Below are 24,385 nucleotides of genomic sequence, written 5' to 3'. Positions count from 1 at the left end.
CAAAGCCCCTAACGAAAACCATGTTGAATTGTGGAGTGTATCCGACGAAGGTTGAGTATGGCCATATCCATGGCACACGTTCTGGCCGTGGCGTTAAGTACGGCGAAGTGCGCTCGACGCTCTTGCAATGCGACGGGGGTGTTCGTGCACGACTCTCTTTCTTACAAGAGAGGACCTTTCGAACCTTGGAACCAATCTTCGGAGGGGAGCTCCGTCGGAAGATCCCACTTGATCGCCTCGAAAACAGTGCTGTTATTGCCGAAGATTCCGTGCCAGGGGCTTTGGAGGCGGTACATGTTCGTTCGAAAGCCAATCCGTCGCAACCTGACTAGCATTTCGATCGAGAAGTTCGAGTAGACGAGGCACCCCTCATCGACTCGGAGCGGATCGTGGTGGTAGATCGGAGGCTTGAGCATCTTGATCGATCCGTCCTCATCGATCACTGCGCGAAGGTCGTCGAGATACTGGGCCTGATCGAATGGGACTGTGAAGATATGCCGGCCCCCAGGTTTGAGAACCCGGTAAACTTCGCGATGAGCCTGATAAGGAGAGGGAATGTGCTCAAACACATCGGCCGACAGGACTACGTCGAAGCTCCCATCGGGAAAGGAAAGATCCATCAGGTCCTGGTGCTGAACATTGTTGACGCATTTCCCGCCGGCATGCTCGCCTCCGAAGTATTCGCTGCACACGTAGTTCTTCATCGGCGCGAGGGCATCGTGGACCGCCGAGTGGGCGTCGGTATTGTACACCTTGAGATTCGTCAGTTTGGCCACATCGACGAGGGAGCGAAGTCTGGTTCCGACCTCGCTGCTTAAAGACTTGCAGACCACGTAGGCCAATGAGCGATGCCGATTGATCGAATGGCACTTGCGACAAATACCGGTCTCCCTGAGATTGTCCGTATGGATTTTCCAGGGAGTGAACGATCCACAAACGAAGCAGGTCCCGAGCCCGCCGAACCCCGACTTCACCATCAGCTTCTCGATGGGAGTCAGAGGGTAGTAATAGAGCGGGTAAGAACGGCAGGCCTTGAGTTGATCGGTGCGACGGGTCCGAGGTTGAGTTCCGGGCATCACGTACTGAGAAAGAACGCTCGAGGAGGTACGGGACTCACTTTGTCGAATCGGTTTGCTCAGTTCGCTCAATCGAGTCATTTTCCCTCCTCTTTCGCGCATCTTAAAGCAGGAAAAGTCGGAATTGCGAATTCAGAATCGCAGGCTGAGGCGCGGAGTATGGTTGGGGAACGCCAACTCGTCAAGAGTAGCAACTCCGCTTCCAACTTCGCGTTGTGTTTGGAAATGGGCCTGAATTCGGCCAGGGATGCTGAGCTTATTGCTCAGAGAGTATGGATGGGGCTCACCGCTTTATTCTCTGCCGAGAGCGACTTCCGCCCAGGCCGCAACTCGCCTGCCATAGCGATCGGTCCCAATCGCTTTGACAATGAGAGGACCACAGCTCTTGGAGACCCCCTCCAGGTGGATCGGACGAGAGTGGAGTGTCCCGCGGCCTGGAAGGCTCGAACTGCCGAACGCGGCGACGAGAGCCGAGTTCTCGAGCTTGCCTCGCCGAAATGTTGCGCCATGGGGGTTGGACGCCGGCACGAGCGGTTCCCAGGCGAGAGCCGAGAGCGTGGCCGGTGTGCCATCGCGCTCTTGGATTTCGGCCCTTAGAAAAAGCTCGCCCCCGGATCTTGCTTCGATGCCCGCCCGTAAGTCAATGTTGGCGAGATTCGCGGGCAGAGGGACGGCCGTGACTTGTAAATCGGCTTCGGCTGGTCCGGTGATCTCCACATCAATGGCGCCGAGCGGTGAGGCCTCGACCACAATATAGTGACTACTCGTGCCGGCGGCCGACCAGGTCTCCGTCCCACCATCGGGGACGACCCTGGTCGTTCGCGGACCCGCCAATTCCCAGCCGTCCACCGAAGCGCGGACGTCGAGGGTTTGCAAGCCGTCGCCCTGCGCACGCTTGTCCATTCCATTGAAGTAAAGGGCGAGCGACCATTGACGGTAGAGGTCGGCGAAGCGGGCTCCGGTCACAGTCTCGAGATTCTCGGTTCCGTGCCGCGGTGATCGGATCAGGGCGGGGAGGAGCGCCGGCCCAAAGCGGTCTGCGCACCAACGGAGGAACAGGTACGTGCTCCCCCGATTCCCGTGGCTCCGGAAGAGGTCGGCCGTATAGTAGTCCTCGACCACAAGCCGGTAGCGTTCCGGATTCGAGAGGAAGGCACTGATGCGATAGTCGAGGTTCGACCTGGAGAATCCGTGCAGATCTTCGCAGAGATGCGCCAGGGCCTCGTCGAGCCAACCTTCTTCGTCGGCACCCAACCGCTCGCCTGCCGGTCCCGTGAACGTTTTGGCACTGTAGGTCACCGCGTGGGTGTATTCGTGTGCCACAATGGTTCGTAAGTAAGGGCCGGCCTGGAGTCCTGCGTTCAAGTACATCATGTCGCAGCGATTGCTGAACGGGGCGGCGAAGCCAGGGTCGAGATCCGCTCCTCGGACGAAGCCGTCGACAGTGTGCCGGCCTCCTGCAAGTCGGGTTAACCAACTCGACATCAGGACCGTGAAGCGGCCGTCACCATCGGCATCACGTGCCTGGCCAATCGTTTTTGCAGCGATTGGAAAGACTTGTTGGTCGAAGATCGACACCAATTCACGAAGGACGGGCTCACCAACATTCGGTCCGTCCAACGCGTCGACATAGACCTGAATGCGCTCGCCGACCGCCCGCAATTGCCCTTTGATCTCGAGATAATTGCTGGCGCTGGCGACGTCACCATCGCGGGCCAGAACGTGAAAATTCCGCTGGTGCGGAGGCATGGTGTCGACCGGTGCCATCACGGCAGGAAGGATCGGCACCGCCAAATTCGCCTTCCCGGGCTTTTCGGCGGGGGCGAGCAGCGGGGGGTGTGTCTCCGTGACCCCTCGTGCCGTCAGGCGAATGGGATAGGGCCCCGGCGTGCCCGATAAGGCCGATACGACGACGAGCGTTCTTGATCCCGGCTCAGGTGCCTTGACCTGGAACTGCGCGCGGCCCCCTTGAACCTCTAATGAGAGGGGACGCCCCACCCCCCAGATCGAGGGGGGAGCTGTGGGGCGTGTCGGCCTCAAGTCTTGAGATCCCGCCCGAAGGGTCGCCATGGCTACCAGCCCCAGCGCCAGCCAGGGGGACAGCCATCGATGGCGGGCAGAGGCTCCCTTCATTCCGGCTCACCCGTATCTGAGGCCTGGCCACGAGTCACATCTCGTGACGAGATTGCACCGAGACTCGCGACAGACTTTCGATCGGTCCATCTTGTAGCTTCGCTTGAGCCGATTGGATGGGTTATACGTATTGCTCTGATCTTGACTCTTTCTTCTGAAAAATTGAGACGAATTTCTCTTGAATGTTGGTCGTGCCGAAGACTCTGGTCTGCTTGCCGGAACCTTCCCGATGCCAGTACAATCAGAACCATACCGTGAAGGAGCGGCCTCCGGTTCAATGGCCCACAATCCACCCTTTAACACTAGACCTAATCGTATGTTACGACGCCCACGGTCCCTTCGTTTCGAGATTCTGAGCGGCGTGCTTGTTCTGCTTCTGAGTGCGAGCCGAGCACAGGCCGACTCGAAGGATGCACCGAAGGTCGTGGTCGCCTGGCCATCTGGGCCGTTGGAAGCTCGTATCTCTTTTGACCGCCCGATCGACCCGACGCTCGGGGCAAGCGTCATTGGAAAATCGATCCACTTCGATTTGCACCAGCGCGCCCTCGAAGCGTGGCGCAGCCAAGGCTCGCCCACTTTTACGCCTCCGCTCGGGACGTTGAACGTTGCGGCGGTGAAACTTGACTCGGCGCGGCGGACGCTGATTCTCACAACCGACCCGCATCCGCGCGAGGCGGTTTATCTTCTCGACGCCTCGGCATCGCCAACACCAGGGACGCGTTTGACCCCGACCGGCGTTCCACCGGCGCTGAGCGGGCCGATTGCCTACGACCTAAATGGAGTTTCCGTGTCCTGGGCCGCCGGAGATGGGGAGGCCGAGAACGCCTGGGAAGGGTGGTGGCCCGAACTTGATCCTCAAGCAAGTCAGCGAATGACTCTCAATTCATACGAACATGATCGTGGATTTACGCTGCTGAATCAGCCAGGGCGAGCCACCCTCGAGAGTCTGGTTGTGCTGCCCAAGGGACGCATCGTTCTCAAGCTCGCGTGTAACAAACTGATGGAAGTTTCGCTCAACGGGGAGGCTCCGAGTGCACAGGACAAGGCTCAGGCCGAGTTCGTGGTGGAGTCAACCGGAGATCCGAACTCCCTCCTGATCACGGTTCGGACCGAACTCGCGGACAGGCCTTTTTCGCTGCAAGCGACCTATCGAACTGAAAACGATCAAAAAGATCAGGTTTTGCCCCGAGATCATTTGATCTTACCTTGGGTCCCACCGACTCCAGCGGCGTTGCTGCCAACCCCGACACCTCCCCCATTTCGGTTAACTGGAGGAGATCGTGATCGTGGGGAAAATCTCTTTCATGGGGATCGGGCAAAGTGTTCGGGGTGCCACAAGGTAAGAGGCAAAGGGGGAAGCGTCGGGCCTGATCTCAGCAATCTCGCCGACTTTGGCATCGAAGATCTTTTTCGGGCCATCGCCGAGCCGAGCGCATCGATTCATCCCGACTTCAACGCCTATACGGTCGCACTCAAGGATGGTCGAGTCGTCGTCGGCATCGTCCGCGCTGAAGGGGCGGAGAAGATACGAGTCACGGACAGCGACGCAAAAATGGCGGAGATCCCTCGATCGGAGATCGAAGAACTCCGATCGAGCGGGACCTCCATCATGCCAGTGGGGCTTGTGGGCGCGATTGGTGAGCAAGAGACTCGCGACATTCTCGCTTATTTGCTTTCGTCGGTTCCTCAGCGCGCAACATCGCTCAAGCCCCCTGATCAAGGACAACGATAGGGATTTCCCGTAACCTGAGACCGGTTCGAGTTCGCCCCTGTGAGGCACCTAAGTCCCTGGCGAGCCTGTAAGGCCGTCGGGCGAGTGCGCACGAGGCGAGACTGGAATCAGGTCATAATGTTATCATGTGCGTTTAGGCGGGACCGCTTGGGTCAGCAGGGGGCGGTACCGGATCGATGGGGGGCGGATCGCCTGGATCGCCACTGTTGGCGGGACCGCTCGGGTCAGCAGGGGGCGGTACCGGGTCGATGGGGGGTGGATCGCCTGGATCACCCGCCGCACTCGGACCATCAGAGTTCGGAATCGCGGAAAGTGAGCCGCCATCCGACTCCACATATCCGACTTCCGCGGGAGGATTGCTAGGCAGTCCTGACGGGCTCAGTCTTCGTTCCAAAAACTCGGGGGCGTATCGGGGGTTCCGAATCCGGCGCATAGCAATGCCTCAAAAATTACAATGGTGTGCATGGCAGAGATCCTTTGCATCCGAACATCACGGCTCCTGCTGAAACCTAGTTCGAGGTACGAACGAATATCGTAATGTTGTCAAAAAACAACGCGAACCGATCTCTTACCGAACGCTCAGGGACAGTCGCTCGTCGCAGGTTCCCACGAAAAGCTGTGGGTAGTAGGACCGGAATCGTCAGTCACGAATACAAACACGAAGGCATTGATCATGACCCAGTTCGGGAAGCAACCTCCGGTTCTCATCTTTGACTTTGGCAACGTGGTCGCATACTTCGACTATCGAAAAGCCTGTGACGTGCTCGGTCGTCCGTTGGGACTTTCCGGAGAGGCCCTGCTCGAACTGGCGCGGGCCCGGAACTTCGTCGCGATCCTCCAGCAGTACGAGAGCGGCGCCATCACGGCCGAAGCATTCTCCACGCTCTTCTGCGGACTGGTCGGCCTTGATATGCCGCACCAGGAATTTGCGGCAGCCTGGTCCGATATCTTCTGGCTTAATGAGCCGATGGCTCGGCTCGTGGAGTTCCTCAAGAACGAGGGCTACCGACTCATCCTGGGATCGAACACGAACGCTCTCCACGCCGCGCAGTTCCAGAGGCAATTTGCCAAGACTCTGGCTCATTTCGACCATCTGGTCCTCTCGCATGAAGTAGGCCACCTCAAGCCCTCGGCCGAGTTCTATCACGCTTGCGCAGCCGCGGCCGGCCAGGAGCCTGCGTCCTGCCTGTTCATCGACGACCTCGCTGAGAACGTCGAGGGCGCCAAAGCGGCCGGACTCTCCGCGCTTCAATTCACGGAATTCCCCAAGCTCTTGCGCGATCTCATGGCGGCGGGCGTGAACATTTCTCCGATGTTCGAGAGCAACTCCGACGGAAGATGATGTTCAACGCGTTTCTGCCGGCGATGATGATTTCACAGCCCAGTGCTGTTCGGCATGCTTTGGGAATCGAAATGGCCCCTCCGATCAGCCTGGCTCAATTCAGCCAGGTGGATCGCGAGTAAGTGCACGATCTCCGTTGAGACCGGCCCGTTCAGGTCGTGCGACTCCCACAAACCACCGGACGCCCCCTGCCCCCTTCGCCTCGAAACCAAGCGAACCGGCCGGCTCGAATTCGAGCCGGCCTTCCGGATTTCGGGCCCCTCCTCAGAGAATTCCGCTGCCATTCACCTCGCTCGTTTGACTTACCCCATTCAGCGGGTCACACTCCAACTGATCCGCCATCCACACAGCACGTAGATGGCAAGATTCGCTTGTCCGACCCCTCCGAATCGACACCTCCCACGAATTTTCAAAAATCGACCTTGACGAATGGTTTCGTCCTGGGGAACAATGACTGCGTGCATGTAGTCAATCACCCAATCGGGTTTTAGGATCGCCTGTACGTTCTCCATTCGTGCTGAGGCCGCCAGAGACAAAATGAACGCGTCCCCCAGTGGGGCCTGAACTCGCCGAGCCACCTCGAGATCAACTTGCGTCATTGGATTTTCCCATCCAAGCGCAAGAACCGGATCGGAGGAAGCGGGCCGGTTGAGGTCATGTGGGACGGACGATCGCAGTGGGGTCTGAGAGAGCCGCCAAGCCTGGGTTAACCGGCAAGGCAGTTCCGAAAAAGCGACAAGCTGGATCACCTTGAACCATTGGAGTGTCCCGAGTCGAACCTTGGCGTCCCGAATTCGTAGGGAGTCATATGGTCATGACGAGGAACTCCGAAGTTACCGGGGAGTATGTCGATGGGGAGCTTCAAGGCTAACAAGCGAAATCAGGGGCCCGATCGGCGTCGTGGTTCCGTTGGACAACGGTTCCGTGACCTCCTCAGGTTCGAGCACCTCGAGCAGCGGACCATGCTCGACGCCTCGACGCCGGTGGGACCGATCCCCTGGCAGTCGTCGTCAAGCAACGTCTCCGACGTGAAGAACGGTCCCTTGGCGAATGCCGGGGCGGACTTGATCAAGGTCTATCAGTCTTTTCAGAATGCGGGTGGTAACGGCGGTCAAGTGGCCGCGGCCTACCCTGGGATCATGATCACCGGCAACTCGGTCGGGGTCGACATCAAGGGTCTCGGCAACTTCAACAACTTCGTCACGACCTTGCAGAACGTCGGAATGCAGGTCACGGCGACCGATTCGACGCGGGCGCTCGTCGAAGGTCTGTTGCCGATCTCGGCTCTGTTGACGGTCGCTACCTCCACGCAGACCGTGGGTCTCAGCCCGATTTACCGTCCGAAGACGAGCTTCCAGGGCAAGGCGAATAACCAAGCAGAAACCACGATCAACGCCGGCACGGCACGCCAGCAGTTCGGCGTGAATGGCTCAGGCGTAACCATCGGCGTCCTGTCGGACAGCGTTAACCGAGTGGGCAACGGCTTGGCCGACTCGATCGCGACTGGAGACCTGCCGAGCAATGTTAATGTGATTCAGGACGGGGCCGCCGGGCAGACCGACGAAGGTCGGGCGATGCTCGAGAATATCTACGACATCGCACCCGGAGCGTCGCTGGCCTATGCGACCGCGTTCAACGGTCAAGTCGGTTTTGCAACGAACATCAACAAACTCGCCACTCAGGCCAACGCCAAGATTATTGTGGATGACGTTGGCTATCTGAATGAGCCGTTTTTCCAGGACGGGATCATCGCGCAGGCCGTGATCGACGTGACCCAAAAGAATGGGGTCTCGTACTTCAGTGCCGCGGGCAACAGTGCGTCGAAGGGCTACCTTTCGCAGTTCCGAGGGGTGACTGCGACTCCCGGGGCCCTTCCCACCGGCCGTTACATGAACTTCAACCCGAACGGCGGCACGGCGGTCTTGCTGCCGGTCACCACGAGCAGCTCGATAAGTGGCAATTCCGCGATTGCGTTCCAGTTCGACCAGCCCTGGTATACGACCAATGGTGTGACGTCGGACGTTGATATTTTCCTCCTTGACTCGACGGGCGCCGTCGTCTCATCCGGCAATTCCAACAACATCGCGACCCAGTCACCTGACGAACTCCTCTCGCTGGCGAATGCCCAGCCCAATACAACCTACTACGTTGCGATCCGGGTGAACTCCGGTGCCGATCCGGGATTCGTCCAGTTCGTCGAATGGGGAAATTCGCTGAGCTCGGTGTCCCAGCAATTCGGCAGTGCTGGCAATACGTACTATCCGACGACGTTTGGCCATCCCACCTCGGCGAGTGCCATCGGGGTCGGTGCGGTTCCCTGGTGGGGCACGAATCCGACGAACACCCCTGCGCCTAATCCGGTGCGCTCGGAACCGTTCAGCTCGGCCGGTCCTGCCCTGATCAAGTTCGATTCTCTCGGTAGACCACTCGTTTCGCCCCAGCTCCGTCAGAAGCCTGACATCTCGGCCCCCGACGGCGGCAACACCACGTTCTTCGGGGATGTGGTCGACACGAGCAATCCGGGTGTCGGCCAGCCAAAGACTCCGTCGAACCTCTCGCAAAACCTCCCGAGCTTCTTCGGAACCTCTTCCGCGGCTCCGAACGCGGCCGCTGTCGCCGCGCTCATGAAGCAGAAGATGCCGACCGCAACCCCGACCGATATTCGGAACGCGTTGGTAGCCTCGGCTTCACCGCTCAATGGACAGGCGGCCGGCACTTGGAACGCCCAGGGCGGATTTGGCCTGATCGACGCCGTGAAGTCGGTGAGCTTGATCGGTGGCTTGCAGGTTCTCTCGACGACTCCGGGCAATGGTCAAACGGTTAACGTGGCGCCGCGGCAGATCATCGTCACGTTCAACAGCGCGGTGAACATCAACACCGTCAGTGCGGCGAACCTCACCTTCACCAGCCTCCCACCGGGTGTGTCGGCGGCGGCCGTCGGGACTCCGATTCCGCTCGACAACCCGCAGACGCCGACGATGGTGGCATTTCCGATCACCATCAATTCGCCGACCGGGGTGATCGCTAATGGCAATTACACCTTCACGGTTCAAGGTGGGATCGCTTCCACGACGGGTCAGCCCCTCGTTGCGTCCTCTCCGCTCTCTTTCACGCTGAACGATACGGTCGCCCCGCGCATCACCAACACGACCGTCAACGGGCGGATCATCACGATCCAGTTCAGTGAGGCGGTCCGCCCCTCAACGATCAACACGGCGAATATTCAACTCATTCGCGCCGGGGCGGCGGGAAGCTTCGGGAAGCCGACCAACGTCACTCTGACCAACGACCCCCGCGTCAAGATCACCTACGACGCGGCGACCAACACAGCGAGGCTCGACCTCAGCGCTCTCGACCAGTCACAGTTCCCGACGGACCAGTATGCTCTCGTCGTCCTTGCCGGTGAGGGCGGCGGAACGGGTGTGACGGACCTCGCGGGGAACTTCCTCGACGGTGAATTCAACGGCATCTTCCCCTCGGGTAACGGGAACGGGGCCGACAACGGGCGGTTCACTCAGTTCTTCGGCACTCAGGTGCTCAAGGCACCCGTCGTCACCTCGTTCCAGTTGACCGACGCGTCCGACTCCGGACAGAAGGGGGACGGGGTCACGAATGTGGCTCAGCCTGTCTTTGTCGGCCAGGTGGGAGCAAGCTTCCCCGGCACGGTCTCTGGCTTGCAGGTCCTGGTCCAGTTCAACGGTCTGCACGGTGGTTCGTTCGACCTGGCACCCGGTGGCGGTGGCCGTGGCTTCGTAGGCTCATACGACGTCTTGGCGACGACCGACGCCAACGGAACGTTCATCATCCAGGCCCCGTTCTTGCCTGAAGGCTACAACTCGGTCCGGGTCGTCGTCCTCGGTCAGCCCGATTCGCCGCCGCTCCCGGGCCTTTCCTCCTCGTACTCGTCCGCATTCCGGATCGATCGCACCGGGCCCTCGGTCATCGCGGTGAGCTTGACCCCGGGGAGCAATCCGATCCCTCTGGCGGGATCCAACCTGGCGAACCTCTCGACCCTCTCACTCCACGTCCTCGACAGCGTGGTCCCGGGTAGCGGCCCCCTGGCCACCCCGCAGCAGATCCTTGCCAATGCGATCGACCCGGCGTCCGCCAACAATATCAACAACTACTCGCTGATCAACCTCGATACCGGATTCGATGCGAGTGCGTTCATCGCCAGCGCGAACTTCGTGGCAACCGGGCTCCTCTTCACCGATCCCCCTTCCCGCAACTCGCCGTCCGATCCCTTTGCAGGTCGAATCGACCTGACCTTCAATGCCGGCCTGCCCGCAGGTCGCTATGCGTTCGTCGCCCACACGGCCGGCACCTCCGGTGGTAAGACCTACTCCGGCCTCAAGGATGCCGCGGGCAACGCGCTCAACAATACCAACGCCACCGGTTCAATCGATTTCCAACTGGAATTCACCGTTCAGAACCAGGCGACCTTCCTGACGAACTTCCAGGCAGTCGACGGCAACAACAACGTTGTCGGCGGCCCACGTTCGTACTATGAACTTCCCGCACTCAACCAGACGCCTCGGGCCAACGCGCCGCCCTCGGCCTTCTTCCTCGACTTCGCCAACCCGCTGAATATCAACCCGGCGATCAACTACAACAACGCGTTCCAACTAATTGCCTCCGCCGATCCGAACAGTGGAGTGTCCGACGGAGACTTCGGTACGTTGGGCGTGGCCGGCCTCGGCAGCACCGGAACTGGCTTCACGGTTGTGCCGGGCACCACGGTGAGCTTCTTCGACAAGACCACCGGGGCCGCCTATCAGCCGGGCGTCAATAATGCGGACCGGGCGGTGCTCAGGATTGCGGCGGGGACGACTCTCCCGGCCGACCACTACCGGATCTATGTGCCGAACTCGGGTACGACCGCGCTTTACGACATCTACGGCAATCAGTTCGACGGCGAATTCCTCGGTACTCCCACGGCGACGGGTGGATATGAAAACCTGCTGTCGAACGGCCAGTATCGCCTTGGTCTCACCGGTGATGGCGTGGGTGGCGGTGCGTTCATGACCAGCTTCGTGGTGGTCCCCAACGGGAACATCATCTACGCCAGGCCCGATGCCACCGAGAACCCCCTCGACCCCAGCACGGCGCCTGATGGAAGCCTCTCAAAGCCCTACGGTGCGCTGGCCCCTGAGGTCAATCCCTCGCAGATTCCGGCGAATCCGACCCATGACCCGAACGGGGGCGCGAACGCCACCTCGAACTTCTTCAACTTCAACTCGAACTTCGACCGCAACGGCGACGGCCGCTTCACTCGGTCGGCCCTCTACGCCGCTGAGCAGCTCTCGACCCGGGGGCCGGTTGTGGTGGTCGCATTGCCCGCGACACCCAGGCTCGACCCGGTGACCGGTCTGACCACCCAGCAGACGTTCGTGCTCCAGGCTCCGGCCGGCTCAAGTGCGTTGATCAACGACGGCAGTGCGTCGGTTCCATTCAATACGACCCTGGTCTTTAACCCGGGTTCTGCGCTCAAGCTTCAAAACGCCTCGTTGTATGTTCAGAATCAGGGAAGTGCGCTCCAACTGCTCGGTGGCGCCAATCCCAACGACCGGGTGAATATCACCTCCTGGGCCGACTCGTCGGTGGGCGGCAAGACCAACGGTGACTTTGGCAAGGCGACCCCGGCCCCGGGTGATTGGGGTGGCATTGTCTTCCGGAGCATCGACACCAACAGCAACCAGCGCAACCTTCAGTTCCCGATCGACGGTGCCTTGAAAGGCCCGAACGGGAGCAAGGCAATCTCGGGTGCCGATGACACTCTGTCGTTCATCAACTACGCCAACATCCGGTATGCGGGGGGTGCGGTCCCGCAAACCCAGGGGCAGGAGACGTCTGCCCTCACGCTCTTCAACAGCCGCCCAACCGTCGCCAACGCGAACATCGCCTTCACTGGGGTGGCGGGCTCACTCCTGAATGGCGGTCAAAACCTGGTTGCTTCGATCTCGGCCGACTTCGATTCGTTCCGCGAGGACGATATCGCCCGCGGTCCGCTGATCCGTCGTACCACCACCACGCAGAACAGCCTCAACGGCATCCTCGTCCGGGCTGATTCCTCGGGCGTGGCGCAGCAGTCCGACGCGATTCTCTATCCCGACAACCCCGCGTCGCTGGGGGGAACGCGTAACTTCGTCTTCGACGATCCCTTGCCCATCATCCTGGTCTCGCAACTCCTGGTCGGGCAACAACTCCTCCAGGATACGGGAGGCCAGACTTCATTCGTCGGCTCGCGGCTCTACATCCAGCCGGGCATGATGGTCAAGTCGCAGCGCGGTGCAGGCATTGCCGTCGTGAACAACGCGGCGAGCATGAATATCGGTAGTCGAACTTATATCAATCAGTTCGATGCCGATCATAACATCAGCCCGAACTCTCCCGGTTTCAAGCCTAACTCTGCTGATGACGCGAAGGTTCTCTTCACCTCGCTCTATGACAACACGGCCTCGACTTCCTATTTCGATCCGTCTACCCAACAGACTACGGTCATTGTCCCGGCCATCGACTCGGGCAATTCCAGCGGGGCCAATCAGCCTTCGCCCGGAAATGTGCCGGCCTTGGCCCGGTGGGGAAGCGTCTCGTACCAGTCGGGTGCGGTGGGAGTGGTCAACCGAGCCGAGTTCCGCTACGGCGGTGGTTTGGTCAACGGCCCGGAAATCAGCGTGCCGAACCAGTCGGTATTGGCCTTCATCACCAATGACACGCCCCTGGTGACGCCGCGTGGGTTCACGGCCGACGGGACGCCGGTCACCGAACTCGGCACCCACGTGATGGTGACGAATAACGACTTCTTCGACAATCTCGATGCGGCGATGCAAATCGAGCCCAACGGGCTGATGGCAGGCGACGCGATTCGGCCGTTACTCTCGGGCCATCCCTACTTCCGCGGCAACGTCATGCAGCGGAACGATATCGACGGTATGGCCGTGGTCACCAGTTCCACCTTCCAGGTGGTGACAAACCCCAACCAACCGATTCGCCGAGTTGAGAGCACTTACGGAGCGGGCTACACCAACCTCACGGTTAACTCGGTCTGGGATAGTACCGACCTGACCTATGTTCTTCGAGGCTCTGTCATTCTCGCCGGAGACAATGACAGCTTCCGCTCCAACAACATCACGGCCCCCCTCCCCGATCCGACCAAGTTTGTAGAAGAAAGAAAGCCGCACATTACCCTTACCGTGCAGAGCGCTCTGCCCGATACGCTCCTGGCCGACGGTACCAGGATCGGCCGGCCCGGTGAAACCGCCTTGGTCAAACTGATGAGCGACTACGCCCCCTGGAGCGCCGGCCTAGGCGTCTTCGGCTCGGTTGGCGTGGCCGCAACCAACAGCTCTGGCACGAACGTGGGTGCAGGATTCGTTGTCGGCGTCGACAATGGCGTGGATCCTCCCACTGATTACAGCGGGGGAGTGGTCGACTCCGGTTCGGGTAGCCAGATTCGCTTCGTTGGTATCCCGGGCAACGAATCGACGGGCCAGCAGCGCGTCCCCGTGGTCCTCACTTCACTCCGCGACGGCTCTGTCGGCAAGACGGTGCGTGGCGTGAACATGTTCAATATCTATAACAGGGATGTACTCTTCCCCACCCGCGATCTGAAAGCACCGGCCCCGGGTGATGGTGGCAACATCTATTTCGGCGGCAACTCGCTGACCGACTACAACCTGTTCGATCCCCGCGACGGCAACCTGATTGACAACGCTGACATCCGCTATATGACTCGGATCGAGATCCAGGGGGGAGGAATCATCGACGTTGCTAACGCAACGGAGGGGAATTTCGCCTCGCAAAAACTTGGTCTCACGCCTCTGACCCAGTTCAATTCAGCGCAAGCGATGACGATCTCGAACTCGAACCTCGCCTACTTCTCCGAGGCTGCTGTCTTCGCCCATGCCAACAGCGCCAATGCCCTGATCCGAGACGTTTCGAGCCTTGCCAGCCCGAACCCAGGTACGTTCTTCCCCGTCATTCGAGACACCGTCACCACTCAACGCGGTCAGGGTGTCACGTTGTTCATGTATGGGAATACCATCTCCAACTCTGCGGTGGGCGTGGAGGCCCACTCCGACAATGTCTCTCCTGCGCGATCAAATAGCCCAACGAATATCATCTTGTTGAACAACACCTTCTATAACAATCCAATCGGATTGCACACCATTGGATACGGGCCCAGGGGACAAGGCACTCTCAATCATGTCTCGTGGTTGGCGATGAACAATATCTTCGCCAACTCAACGACCAAGGCTATCCAATCTGAAGGGTTGGCGGATGGAAGCCAGGCTCAGTACAACCTGTTCTGGCAAAACACTGGGGGCGATCTCGATATCACTGGTTCCGGATTTATTGGGAATACAGGGGCCATCATCGGCGATCCTGATTTCCGCGATCCAGCGAACCTCAACTTCCAGCTTGGCCCTAACTCCGCGGCCATTGATGCGTCGCGAAGCGAGATCGGCCCTCTTCCCGCAGGTGACGCGATCTTCCCGACCGTCACGCAGGTCACGGTCCAAGGGCCGAATGGCATTGCACCGACATCTGTGAGCATCCGGACCGACCCGGCTTCCCTGACCTTCCCGGCGTCGCCGGGCCGAAGCAATCCGGTTGGGGGCAACGGAAACATTCAGGATCCACGGAAGCTCGTTCTCCTTCCCGGCCGTAGCTACCAGAGCCGCAAGTTCTTCGATCAGTGGGTTCCTGTTCTCACGACCGATCCGACGGGCGTCTCCGGACCCGCCTCGAACGGGAGCACTTATAATTACGCCCCGGTCGTCGGGGTGCTCGACGCGCTCGGTTTCCAGCGCCTTGACGATCCAAACGTCCCGAATACAGGATTCGGCTCCAACACCTCCCTGGATATCGGTGCGTACGAGTATCGCGTCTTCAATCCCCCCAAGGTCGTTGCGGTAACGGCCACGACCAGGACGCCCAGCGGGGTTGTGACCTCCAACTTCTACAATGTCGGCGGCTCAGCCCGAAGCAACTCGACCCCACTCACGATTGACTTCCAACTCAACAACAACCTCGATCCCAGCACCCTGACCAACAAGTCGGTGCTGCTCCAGGCTTCAGGCGGAGACGGGATCTTCGGCAACGGCAACAGCGCGGGCGACACGTTCATTGACCTCTCGGGCAAGCTCTCGTTTAACCCGTCCACAAGGATCTTGACCGTTCACCTGGCTGACGCGGGTGTGGTGCTGGCTGACGATGCGTACCGGATCCACCTCCTCGGCAGTGGAGCCAACGTCCTCCGTGACCCCCAAGGGGCCGCACTCGACGGTGAGAACACGAAGAACGACGACCCGAACAACCCGCAGTTGCCGCTGCCCTCGGGTGACGGTTTCCCGAGCGGGAACTTCTTCCTGAACTTCACCGTCAACACCCAGTCGGCCCAGATTGCACCGAACAGCTTCGTACTCGCCTCAACCAGCGACACCAACGTTCGCGACTACATCACCTACAACACTCTGCCAAGCTTCACCGGGGCGATCACCGTCTCGCAGCCGGCCATCAACCCGATCCAAGGGCAGACGGTCGTCCTTGACATTTCGACCAAGGGCGATGGCATTTTCGATCGGATGAATGCCGGAACGGCCCTCACCGACGCGCTTGGCACCTTCGTCGTGACCGTGGGAGTCGACGGGGCCAGCACCGGCCTGGTCAACAACACGACAGGGCTTATCGACTCGAGCTATACCGTGGGCCCCGACGGGATCCTCAGGTCGGTCGCCAACACGTTCCTGAATGCGAACCTGAGCCAGGACGATACGAGCTATTCGATCGCCCGGGTGCGGGTCGTCAGCAGCGGTGCGACGTCAAACCCGTCCTACACCGGGTTTGTGGTCGACACGACCGGGCCGAAGCTCACCTCGTTCAGCCCGAACGCGGGCTCTCTGCTCACGCCCGATCCCACGACGGGGAAAGTGACCTTCTCGTTCATTGTCGACAAGAACGTCACTCCGGCGAGCCTCAACGTCAATACGCTGTTGGTAACCGCGGCTGGCCCTGACCAGGTCTTCGGCACCGCAGACGACATCGCCATTCCGATCGACTGGCAGACGATCGGGATCACTCCGCTCAAGACCGGAGGAAAAGGGGCCGAGCGGATCACCTTCACGATCAGCGGTGCCCTCGCGAACGACCTTTACCGCGTCACCATCAAGGGGACGGGGGCGGGGCCGATCATCGATATCGCCGGCAACCCACTCGGAGGAGCCAACGGCATCGGCGGGGCGGATTACACCTTCGACTACGTGGTCTTCAACACGTCGGCCTCGAACACACTCTATGTCGGGGCCGGAAACTACATCACCGATCCCTCGGCGACGAAGGGATCGCGAGCGAATCCGTACACGACCATTTCGCTCGGGATGGCTGCGGCCGTCCAGGGAGACGTGGTCGCCGTACTCCCCGGGGTCTACACCGAGAACGTCTCGCTGAAGTCCCTGGTCCGGCTGGTCTCGGCCGATCAGTCGAGCACGAACACGAACCGTGTCATGGGCAACCCGCTCACGACGATCATTCGTGCTCCATCCGGAGCGACGAACACCACGGTGTCGGCCGTGGGCCTCTTCAGCGTTCCGGGGCTCGATACCGAGATCTCAGGGTTCACGATTGCCAGCCCACTCCTGGGCGACCCCGCACTTGGTGCCCTCGACGTCTCGTCGGTCGGCCTGCGGCTCAACAACTCGAACGTGCTGGTCACCCGGAACTACTTCGTCGACGCGGGCTTCGGGGTCGCGATCGAAACCTCCGGTGCCTTCGCCGTCACTCCTCGGATCGAGAGCAACGGGTTCATCGGCAATGCGACCGGTCTCTTGCTCAATGACATTGGCGGGACCACCGTGTTGCCGGCGAACGGGCTTGCCAACATCGTCAACAACACGTTCGCGTTCAACTCGTTCGGTGTGCTTGCGAATGTCACGGCTGGCTCGCCGATCATGGCTCAGCTCTACAACAACATCTTCTGGCAGAACCACGATCAGACGCTCGGACGGAGCGGGGCCGGGATCTACGCCACCACTGCGAACAAGTTGGTCGTGAAGAACAACCTGTTCTCGGGCAATGGCACGGACTCGGCCACCGAAGCCCGCTACTCGGGATTCAACATCGGGAACGGCTTCGACAAGTCGAAGATCGGTACGGTGCCGACCACTGCCAGCCTCGGCAACTATACGGGTGACCCCGCTTTCATCTCGCCTCGTGATCCTCGGCCGGGCAGCGATGGGCCGGCTGCGTTCTTCATCGACGCCAACTTCGGCCTGACCTACGCCTCGGCGGCCATCGACGGCGGTAACGACGCCGTGGCCCCGACGCGAGACTTCCTCAACCGGACCCGGGTCGACATCCCTGGGAAGGGGTTCCCGAACACCGGACCTCTGTCCGATGTGGGGGCCTTCGAATTCCAAGGACTCGGCGGGATCCCGGTGGGCGGAGCATTCCGGATCGTCACCACCTCGGTGGCCCCCGGTGGTGCGGTCCAAGCGGCCGGCATCACCTTCACCGAAGGACCCAAGTCGATCATCGTGGCCTTCTCCGGCCCCGTCGATCGGAACTCGGTGACCCCCAACGACCTCGTGATCTCGGGCAGCGGCCTGAATAACATCGTTCCGGCCAAGGCGGAGAGCCTGACCTGGATCGACGAGCAGACCGTCCGCTTCAACCTCACAGGGGGCTACAAGTTCACCGGGACCGTGAACCTCTCCATCCCGGCAGGGGCGGTCAAGAGCCGGACCGGCGCCTCGAGCCTTGGGTTCGCCGACTCCTTCAAGGTAAACACCCCGGAAATCAAGGCCGCGACGGTGCCGACCCAGGTATCAACCCAGACGACGAGCCAGCCGGTCGCTCCCGTGCCCACCCCCACGGTGGTGACCCCGCCTCCGGCCAAGGCACCCACCAAGGCCAAGGCTCGGCTCGCCGCCCGCCTGTTCGCAAGACGCAATCGTTGATTCAGATCGAACGCTCACAAGACGTCGACGAGGAACGGGCGGCCCATTCGGGCCGCCCGTTCCTTGCGCTTGACGACCCGGCCAAAGCCGGTTTAGTGTTGTGAGAAGAATCCCGCCAATACTCCGCCGGCTCGCCCGCAACAGCCATGCGGAGACCCTGATTCCATCGCTCCCAGCGAGGGACCCTCCGTTGACCATCTCGATCCGAAGAACCACGGATCTCGCAGGCCAGGTTGGATTGGCCTTCTCACTCTTCTTCGGGCTTACCGCTCAATCGGTTCAGGCGGATTCGCACCCTTCGCGAATCAAGGTCGAGCCCCCCCAGATCATTCTGAGCGGAGCGAACTCACGACAGCAGGTCGCCGTCACCGGCGCCTTCGCCGACGGGACGGCGTGCGACCTGACCGGGTCGGCCGAATTTCAGATCGATCCCCCTGGCTTTGTACGGGTCACCCCTTCGGGTGTGATCACACCCGTTGCAGACGGTTCGGGACATCTCCGTGTCATTGCTGATGGAAAGCAAGTCGACGTCTCACTTCTTGTCTCAAAGATCGATGTCGTTCGGTCGGTCAGCTATCGACTCGATGTGGTCGCGCTCCTCGCCAAGGCTGGCTGCAACATGGGGGCATGCCACGGTAACCTGAATGGTAAAGGAGGGTTCCGGCTTAGCCTTCGGGGCGACGATCCGGCGGCTGACTGGCTCTCACTGACCCACGACGCCCAGGGACGCCGGACCGACTTGCTCGACCCTTCGCAAAGCCTGATCATTCAAAAGCCTACCGGGCGCTTGCCTCACGAAGGGGGGCAGCGATTTCCAAGCGGGTCGACCGAAGAGCATGTGCTGCTGGATTGGCTTGCCGGAGGTGCCCGCGACGATTTCAGCTCGGCCCCGCGCTTGGCTCGACTCGATGTTTTCCCGACCGAGCGGATCTCCACACCCAAAGCGTTGCAGCAGCAACTCGTTGTGACGGCCGAATTCTCCGATGGAACCCGACGCGACGTGACTCGTCTCGCCTCTTACGACGTCAGCGATCCGACCAGTGTGACGGTCACTGCCGACGGCAAGGTCGAGGCCGGGCGTCCCGTCGAAACGACCATCGCCGTTCGTTACCTTGGGGGGCGGGGAATCAGCCAGCTCGCGTTCCTGGCCGATCGCCTCGACTTCGCCTGGCGCGAGTTGCCAACCAGTAACATCGTCGACACCCACACGTTCCGGAAACTGAAATCGCTTCGGATCAATCCGTCTGAACTTACCGACGACCCCGTCTTCCTGCGGCGGGCCTATCTCGACGCCGTTGGTCGGCTTCCCACCCTCGACGAAACGCGGGCGTTCGCGACCGACCATGAGGCCGACAAACGAGGCCGGCTGGTCGATCGGCTGCTCTCCTTGCCTGAGTTTGCGGACTTCTGGGCCTTGAAGTGGGCCGACCTGCTCCGCAACGAAGAGAAGACCATGGGGGAGAAAGGGGTCTGGGTCTTTCAACGCTGGCTTCGTGACCAGTTTGCCGCCGACCTGCCACTCGACGAATTCGCGCGACGGATCCTGACCGCCAAAGGGTCAACCTATGCGAATCCCCCTGCCAGTTTTTATCGAACGAACCGCGACCCGATGACGGCCGCCGAGACGGTCGGTCAGGTCTTCCTGGGTGTCCGGCTCCAGTGCGCTCGCTGCCACAACCATCCGTTCGACGTCTGGACTCAGGATGACTACTTCGGCTTGGCCGCCTATTTCGGCAACGTTCAGCGCAAGGAGCTGCACAACGAACGTCGAGACATGCTTGACAAGCACGAAATCAACGGCGATGAGGTCGTCTATCTCTCGGGCCAGGCCGAAACGATCCAGCCTCGTACCGGCATGACGATGAAACCGAAAGCACCGGGAGGTCCCAAGCCCTCGCTGGGGAACGACCAGGACGCTCTTGATGACCTGGCCTCATGGCTGACCCGCGACAATCCGCAATTCGCACGGAACATGACCAATCGGGTCTGGTTTCACCTGATGGGCCGAGGCATCGTTGAGCCCGTAGACGACTTTCGCGACTCGAATCCCCCATCGAACTCAGCGCTGCTCGACGCCTTGACCGCGGAGTTTATCGCGAAGGGGACCCGCCTTCGTCCCCTGGTCGCCATGATCATGAAGTCGACGACGTATCAACTCAGCGCCAAGCCCAACTCCTCCAACCAGGACGATGAAGCCAATTTTGCCCGTTCATTAGTTCGTCTGCTCCCGGCCGAAGTCCTCCTCGATGCGATCGGCCAGGCCCTCGATACGCATGAGAGATTCGAGAGCACTCCACCGGGAATGCTGGCGGTCCAGTTGCCAGGCGCTCGCATGGGAGGAAAATTCCTCAAGGCGTTCGGCAAGCCCGATCGACTACTCACTTGCGAGTGCGAACGATCGGATGCCACCACCCTGGCCCAGGCCTTCCAGCTCATCAATGGTGACTCGGTGCGGCGAGCTCTTGAGGCCGAGGACAATCGAATCGGGAAGCTCATGAAGTCAGGGGCGTCAGAGAAAACGATCGTGTCGGAAATCTACCTCGCCGCACTCAGCCGCGAGCCGACGGCCACCGAACGTGACGCTGTGCTCGCGCATGTGCATGCGTCCCAAAATCACCGCAAGGCCTGGGAAGATGCGTGCTGGGCTGTCTTGAACAGCAAAGAGTTTCTCTTGAGACATTGAACGGTGACCGTCCGGTAGATAGGAGAGGCCAGGCAAGTCGGGTCCGTATTCTGTAGCCCCGAAGGGCCGGTCACCTGTAGCTAAAGGGTCCCCCTCCGGAATCAGGGAGATCTCAAATGAAGATTGTTTTGTAGCCCTGAAGGGGCGACCGTCTGTAGCCAGGGGGTTCACCCCCTGGAATCAGGGAGAGTTCAAGTGAGAATGGCTTTGCAGCCCTGAAAGGGCGACCGTCAAGAACTTGGAGTTGGCCCTGACGATTGCCCCTTCAGGGCTGCATGACGCAGACGCAACGAATCTGACTCGAGACAACAATCGCATGACCTCGGCCCGAGAGGAAAGGAACCGACTCATGAACGACGGCTGCCCGGAATACCGCGTGACAGACCGCCTCTCACGTCGAAGCCTTTTGAAGGTCGGCACGGCCGGCTTTGCTGGCCTGAGCCTCCCAACGATCTTGCGGGCGGCCGAGTCGCAGGGGCATGTTCCAAGAGCGAAGCACGTCATCTTCCTCCACCAGTTCGGTGGCCCGTCGCACATCGACACCTTTGACATGAAGCCAGATGCCCCCGACGGTATTCGAGGAGAGTTCAAGCCAATTGCATCACACCAACCTGGGATCATGCTGACCGAGCACCTGCCTCGGTTCGCGAAGACGATCGGCAAGTTCGCCCAGGTGCGCTCGGTCCATCACCGGATGAAGAATCATAATTCAGCCACATATTACAGTTTGACCGGCCATACGCCTCCGCTCGATGACATCCGGCTCCGCGACACCCAGGAACTCTACCCCGCCTACGGCAGCACGGTCGCCAAGCTCAAGCCGGTGGATGATCCCGCAATCCCGACCTTCATGTCGTTCCCGCACATCCTGCGCGATGGCAGCGTCACCCCTGGGCAAACAGCCAGCTTCCTCGGTAAGCCGTTCGATCCCTTCTTCGTTGGCCAAGATCCGGCTGCGCCCGACTTCCGCTTGCCTGAGCTGAGTCTCCCCTCGAGCCTGCCCCTGGCACGGCTCGACGACCGGAGAAACCTCCTGAGGATAATCGACACCCAAAGCGAACTCCTCGAATGGTCGGGCACCGCACGCGGCATCGACGCATTTTATAATCGTGCGTTGACCATGCTCGCTTCGCCCAAGGTCAAGCAGGCGTTCGACTTGTCCAACGAGCCGGACAAGCTCCGCGACGCCTATGGCCGGACCACCTATGGCCAGAGTTGCCTCCTCGCTCGTCGCCTGATCGAGACCGGCGTGCGATTTGTCACAGTCTATTACTCCAACACGATCGGCGGCCGAGGCAAAGGAGGTTGGGATACGCATGGGGATAACTTCAACCAACTCAAAGATGGCCTGCTGCCGATCACTGACCAGACGGTGCCCACTTTGATCGATGACCTGCAATCGCGAGGGCTGCTCGACGAAACCCTGATCGTCTGGATGGGCGAGTTCGGACGTTCCCCGAAGATTTCCAACACCGCCAAGTTCGGCGCCAACGGCCGCGACCACTGGCCTCAGTGCTACACCGTCCTCTTCGCGGGGGGTGGCATCACCCCCGGAGCCATCTACGGCTCGAGCGATCGGATCGGCGCCTACCCAGCCTCCGACCCCGTCTCCCCCGACGACATCGCCGCCACGATGTTCTGGGCACTTGGCATCGACCCGGCCACCGAAGTCTATGACACCCTCCGCCGCCCCTTGCCGATCGCCGCGGGTAAGCCAATTTCTCAGATATTTTCATGAGCCCAGAAGCTGGGAGGCAGGCAGAGCTCGATCTGGAGATTCTTTCATCCTCGGGGGTTCGAGTCAGGAGTCTTACCTATCGAGGCTCGGGCAGACGAGTTACCAATTCCGATTGCAGTCCTCCGGCTGGAGGGATCAGTGTCAGTTGGATGGGGGCATTCTTCTCAAAGCGTATTAGAGGCCGAAGGCACGCGAACGTCCGCTCCACCTTGCCGAAGGATATACCTGGAGCACCATTGAGGCCACGCTCTTCTGTAACTCCCGCACCCTCGACCGATGGAAGAAGCGGTTCGAGGACCAGGGGATCGATGGGCTGACCGCGAGGAAGTGATGGCGACCCTTTCGCCTGGATCGCCATCCTCGTCTCCTGGGTGACCACAACGACCCCACGCGCCTTCGGTTTCCTCCGTAGCCGCTCGTCTTGTGCGATCCTGGCGTTGCTATTGCGCCAGCAGCATGATGTGAAAGTCAGCCGGGAGACCGTCCGCTGCTTTCTCCATCGCGGCCACCTGGTTTACGGACGGCCCCGACCGAGGAGGAGAAGCAGACAGCTGCGCATGCTGCTGGAAGGTCTGTCCACCGACGAGACGTCAGCCTGGCAGGACGAGGTCGAGGTCCACACCAATCCCAGGATCGGGCAGATGTGAATGCCCAGGGGCAAGTAAGCAAAAGTCGAGACGCCGGGTACGAATCGGAAGCGGCACCTGCCGGGGCCGATCCATTGGCGGACCGGTACGATGTTTGTGACCGAGGCCGTAGTCAAACAGGGTGTGATAGCGTCTTGTTCATCAAGCACCTGGACGAGCTATGGCAGAGGCTGCGTCGATACAAAAAGATCCACGTGGCCTGCGACAACGCGAGTTGTCACACCAGCCTGGAGGTGATCCAGTCTCTCTGGAAGTGGGAAGGACGAATCGAGGTCCACCTGCTGCCGGTCTACTCGCCACACCTGAATCCTAGCTGCAAAAGACCTGGGGAATTGCTAGATCCAGTGTTCGCCTGGTTAGGAGCGAGAAATCCTTTCAGGATCGAGGGTTCGATCTATCCGAAGGCGAAGGCAGCCTGCCATGTTTTCTAAATTGTAGATTTTTATGTAATGGGTCCTGTTGGTTTGTACTGGTCTTCTCCCCTCCTCCCAAAGCCCGGACCAAGACGCTGTCGATCACGGCTCGCAACTAGTCGACCCGGTCCGCTTCCCGCAATTCGGGCGACAGAATCTCATGCAGTATCCGCCAGCCCCCGCTTAGTGCCAGTCGCGGAGCCGCCACCAGCAGGTCATTTCCCTGCCCGCAGCCCATCTCCTGGGGCAAATCTTTCCACGGGATCCCTGTCTTCAGGACGAAGAGGATACCGATCAGCGTCTTGCGGTTGTCGATCGGCTTGCGTCCGGGGAAACGAAACCGTCGGGGTTTCGGTGAGGACAGAAACGGTTCGATTTGCTATCAGAGTTCATGTAACAAATAAGGCTTGATCAATAAGTAATCTCCTGTGGTATATCGCCCCTTCTACGTCGTTCGATTCCGCCTCAGCTCGCCAAATTGTTACGCTCTTTACATGCCGAAACAGCCTATTGTGGCGCAAGTGCGACCGACTATGAACTAAATTGAGAGTCCTCTTAGTCTCCATCTGCGCATAAGTGACCGTAACAGGGCGATCTTTCGAGTAATCCCGACTTTCCCCGGGGAGCTTTCCAGGACCGGGTTGGGAGTAATGAAAACACAGTC

General features: G+C 60.3%; 10 protein-coding genes and 1 pseudogene. 7 read left to right on the top strand and 4 right to left on the bottom strand.

The features are described 5' to 3' along the window. Positions 1-161: 161 nt before the first annotated feature. Complete coding sequence (locus SINAC_RS11380) at positions 162-1,157, bottom strand: class I SAM-dependent methyltransferase (protein ID WP_015245786.1); 996 nt, start codon at positions 1,155-1,157, stop codon at positions 162-164. Positions 1,158-1,367: 210 nt separating this feature from the next. Next, complete coding sequence (locus SINAC_RS11375; RefSeq protein ID WP_015245785.1) at positions 1,368-3,209, bottom strand: hypothetical protein; 1,842 nt, start codon at positions 3,207-3,209, stop codon at positions 1,368-1,370. A 361-nt stretch (positions 3,210-3,570) separates the two neighbouring features. On the opposite strand from SINAC_RS11375, the gene SINAC_RS11370 reads away from it, so the two are divergent. Continuing rightward, positions 3,571-4,941, top strand: a complete 1,371-nt coding sequence (locus SINAC_RS11370; protein WP_020466332.1) for a c-type cytochrome — start codon at positions 3,571-3,573, stop codon at positions 4,939-4,941. A 123-nt stretch (positions 4,942-5,064) separates the two neighbouring features. On the opposite strand, the gene SINAC_RS41540 is transcribed toward SINAC_RS11370, so the two are convergent. Then, positions 5,065-5,265 carry a hypothetical protein gene (locus tag SINAC_RS41540; protein WP_261339274.1) on the bottom strand — a complete coding sequence of 67 codons (201 nt, stop codon included), beginning with the start codon at positions 5,263-5,265 and terminating at the stop codon, positions 5,065-5,067. A gap of 349 nt (positions 5,266-5,614) precedes the next feature. Here SINAC_RS41540 and SINAC_RS11360 point away from each other — a divergent pair, with 349 nt between their 5' ends. The 6 genes and pseudogenes from SINAC_RS11360 (at position 5,615) to SINAC_RS11335 (ending at position 23,739) form a co-directional block, all read left to right on the top strand. Continuing rightward, positions 5,615-6,283, top strand: coding sequence for an HAD family hydrolase (locus SINAC_RS11360; protein ID WP_015245782.1), 669 nt, complete (start codon positions 5,615-5,617; stop codon positions 6,281-6,283). Positions 6,284-7,134: 851 nt separating this feature from the next. Continuing rightward, complete coding sequence (locus SINAC_RS11350) at positions 7,135-18,240, top strand: Ig-like domain-containing protein (RefSeq protein ID WP_015245779.1); 11,106 nt, start codon at positions 7,135-7,137, stop codon at positions 18,238-18,240. A gap of 190 nt (positions 18,241-18,430) precedes the next feature. After that, positions 18,431-20,923 (top strand): DUF1549 domain-containing protein, encoded by a 2,493-nt coding sequence (locus tag SINAC_RS11345; protein WP_015245778.1) that lies wholly within the window; start codon positions 18,431-18,433, stop codon positions 20,921-20,923. A gap of 349 nt (positions 20,924-21,272) precedes the next feature. Continuing rightward, entirely contained in the window at positions 21,273-22,661 is a 1,389-nt protein-coding gene (locus tag SINAC_RS11340) for a DUF1501 domain-containing protein (RefSeq protein WP_015245777.1), read from the top strand. 217 nt (positions 22,662-22,878) lie between these two features. Beyond that, positions 22,879-22,992 (top strand): annotated as a pseudogene (locus SINAC_RS41535) (helix-turn-helix domain-containing protein); the annotation flags it as partial. Positions 22,993-23,304: 312 nt separating this feature from the next. After that, positions 23,305-23,739, top strand: a complete 435-nt coding sequence (locus tag SINAC_RS11335) for a transposase (protein ID WP_020466335.1) — start codon at positions 23,305-23,307, stop codon at positions 23,737-23,739. A gap of 97 nt (positions 23,740-23,836) precedes the next feature. On the opposite strand, the gene SINAC_RS38765 is transcribed toward SINAC_RS11335, so the two are convergent. Next, a complete protein-coding gene (locus SINAC_RS38765) occupies positions 23,837-24,097 on the bottom strand; it encodes a transposase (protein WP_081578311.1) in 261 nt (86 codons plus the stop codon). Positions 24,098-24,385: the final 288 nt, after the last annotated feature.

The organism is Singulisphaera acidiphila DSM 18658 (assembly GCF_000242455.2).
Classification (GTDB): Bacteria; Planctomycetota; Planctomycetia; order Isosphaerales; family Isosphaeraceae; genus Singulisphaera; species Singulisphaera acidiphila.
The sequence above is the reverse complement of the archived record's forward strand: the minus strand, read 5'-3'. Positions and strand labels throughout refer to the sequence as shown.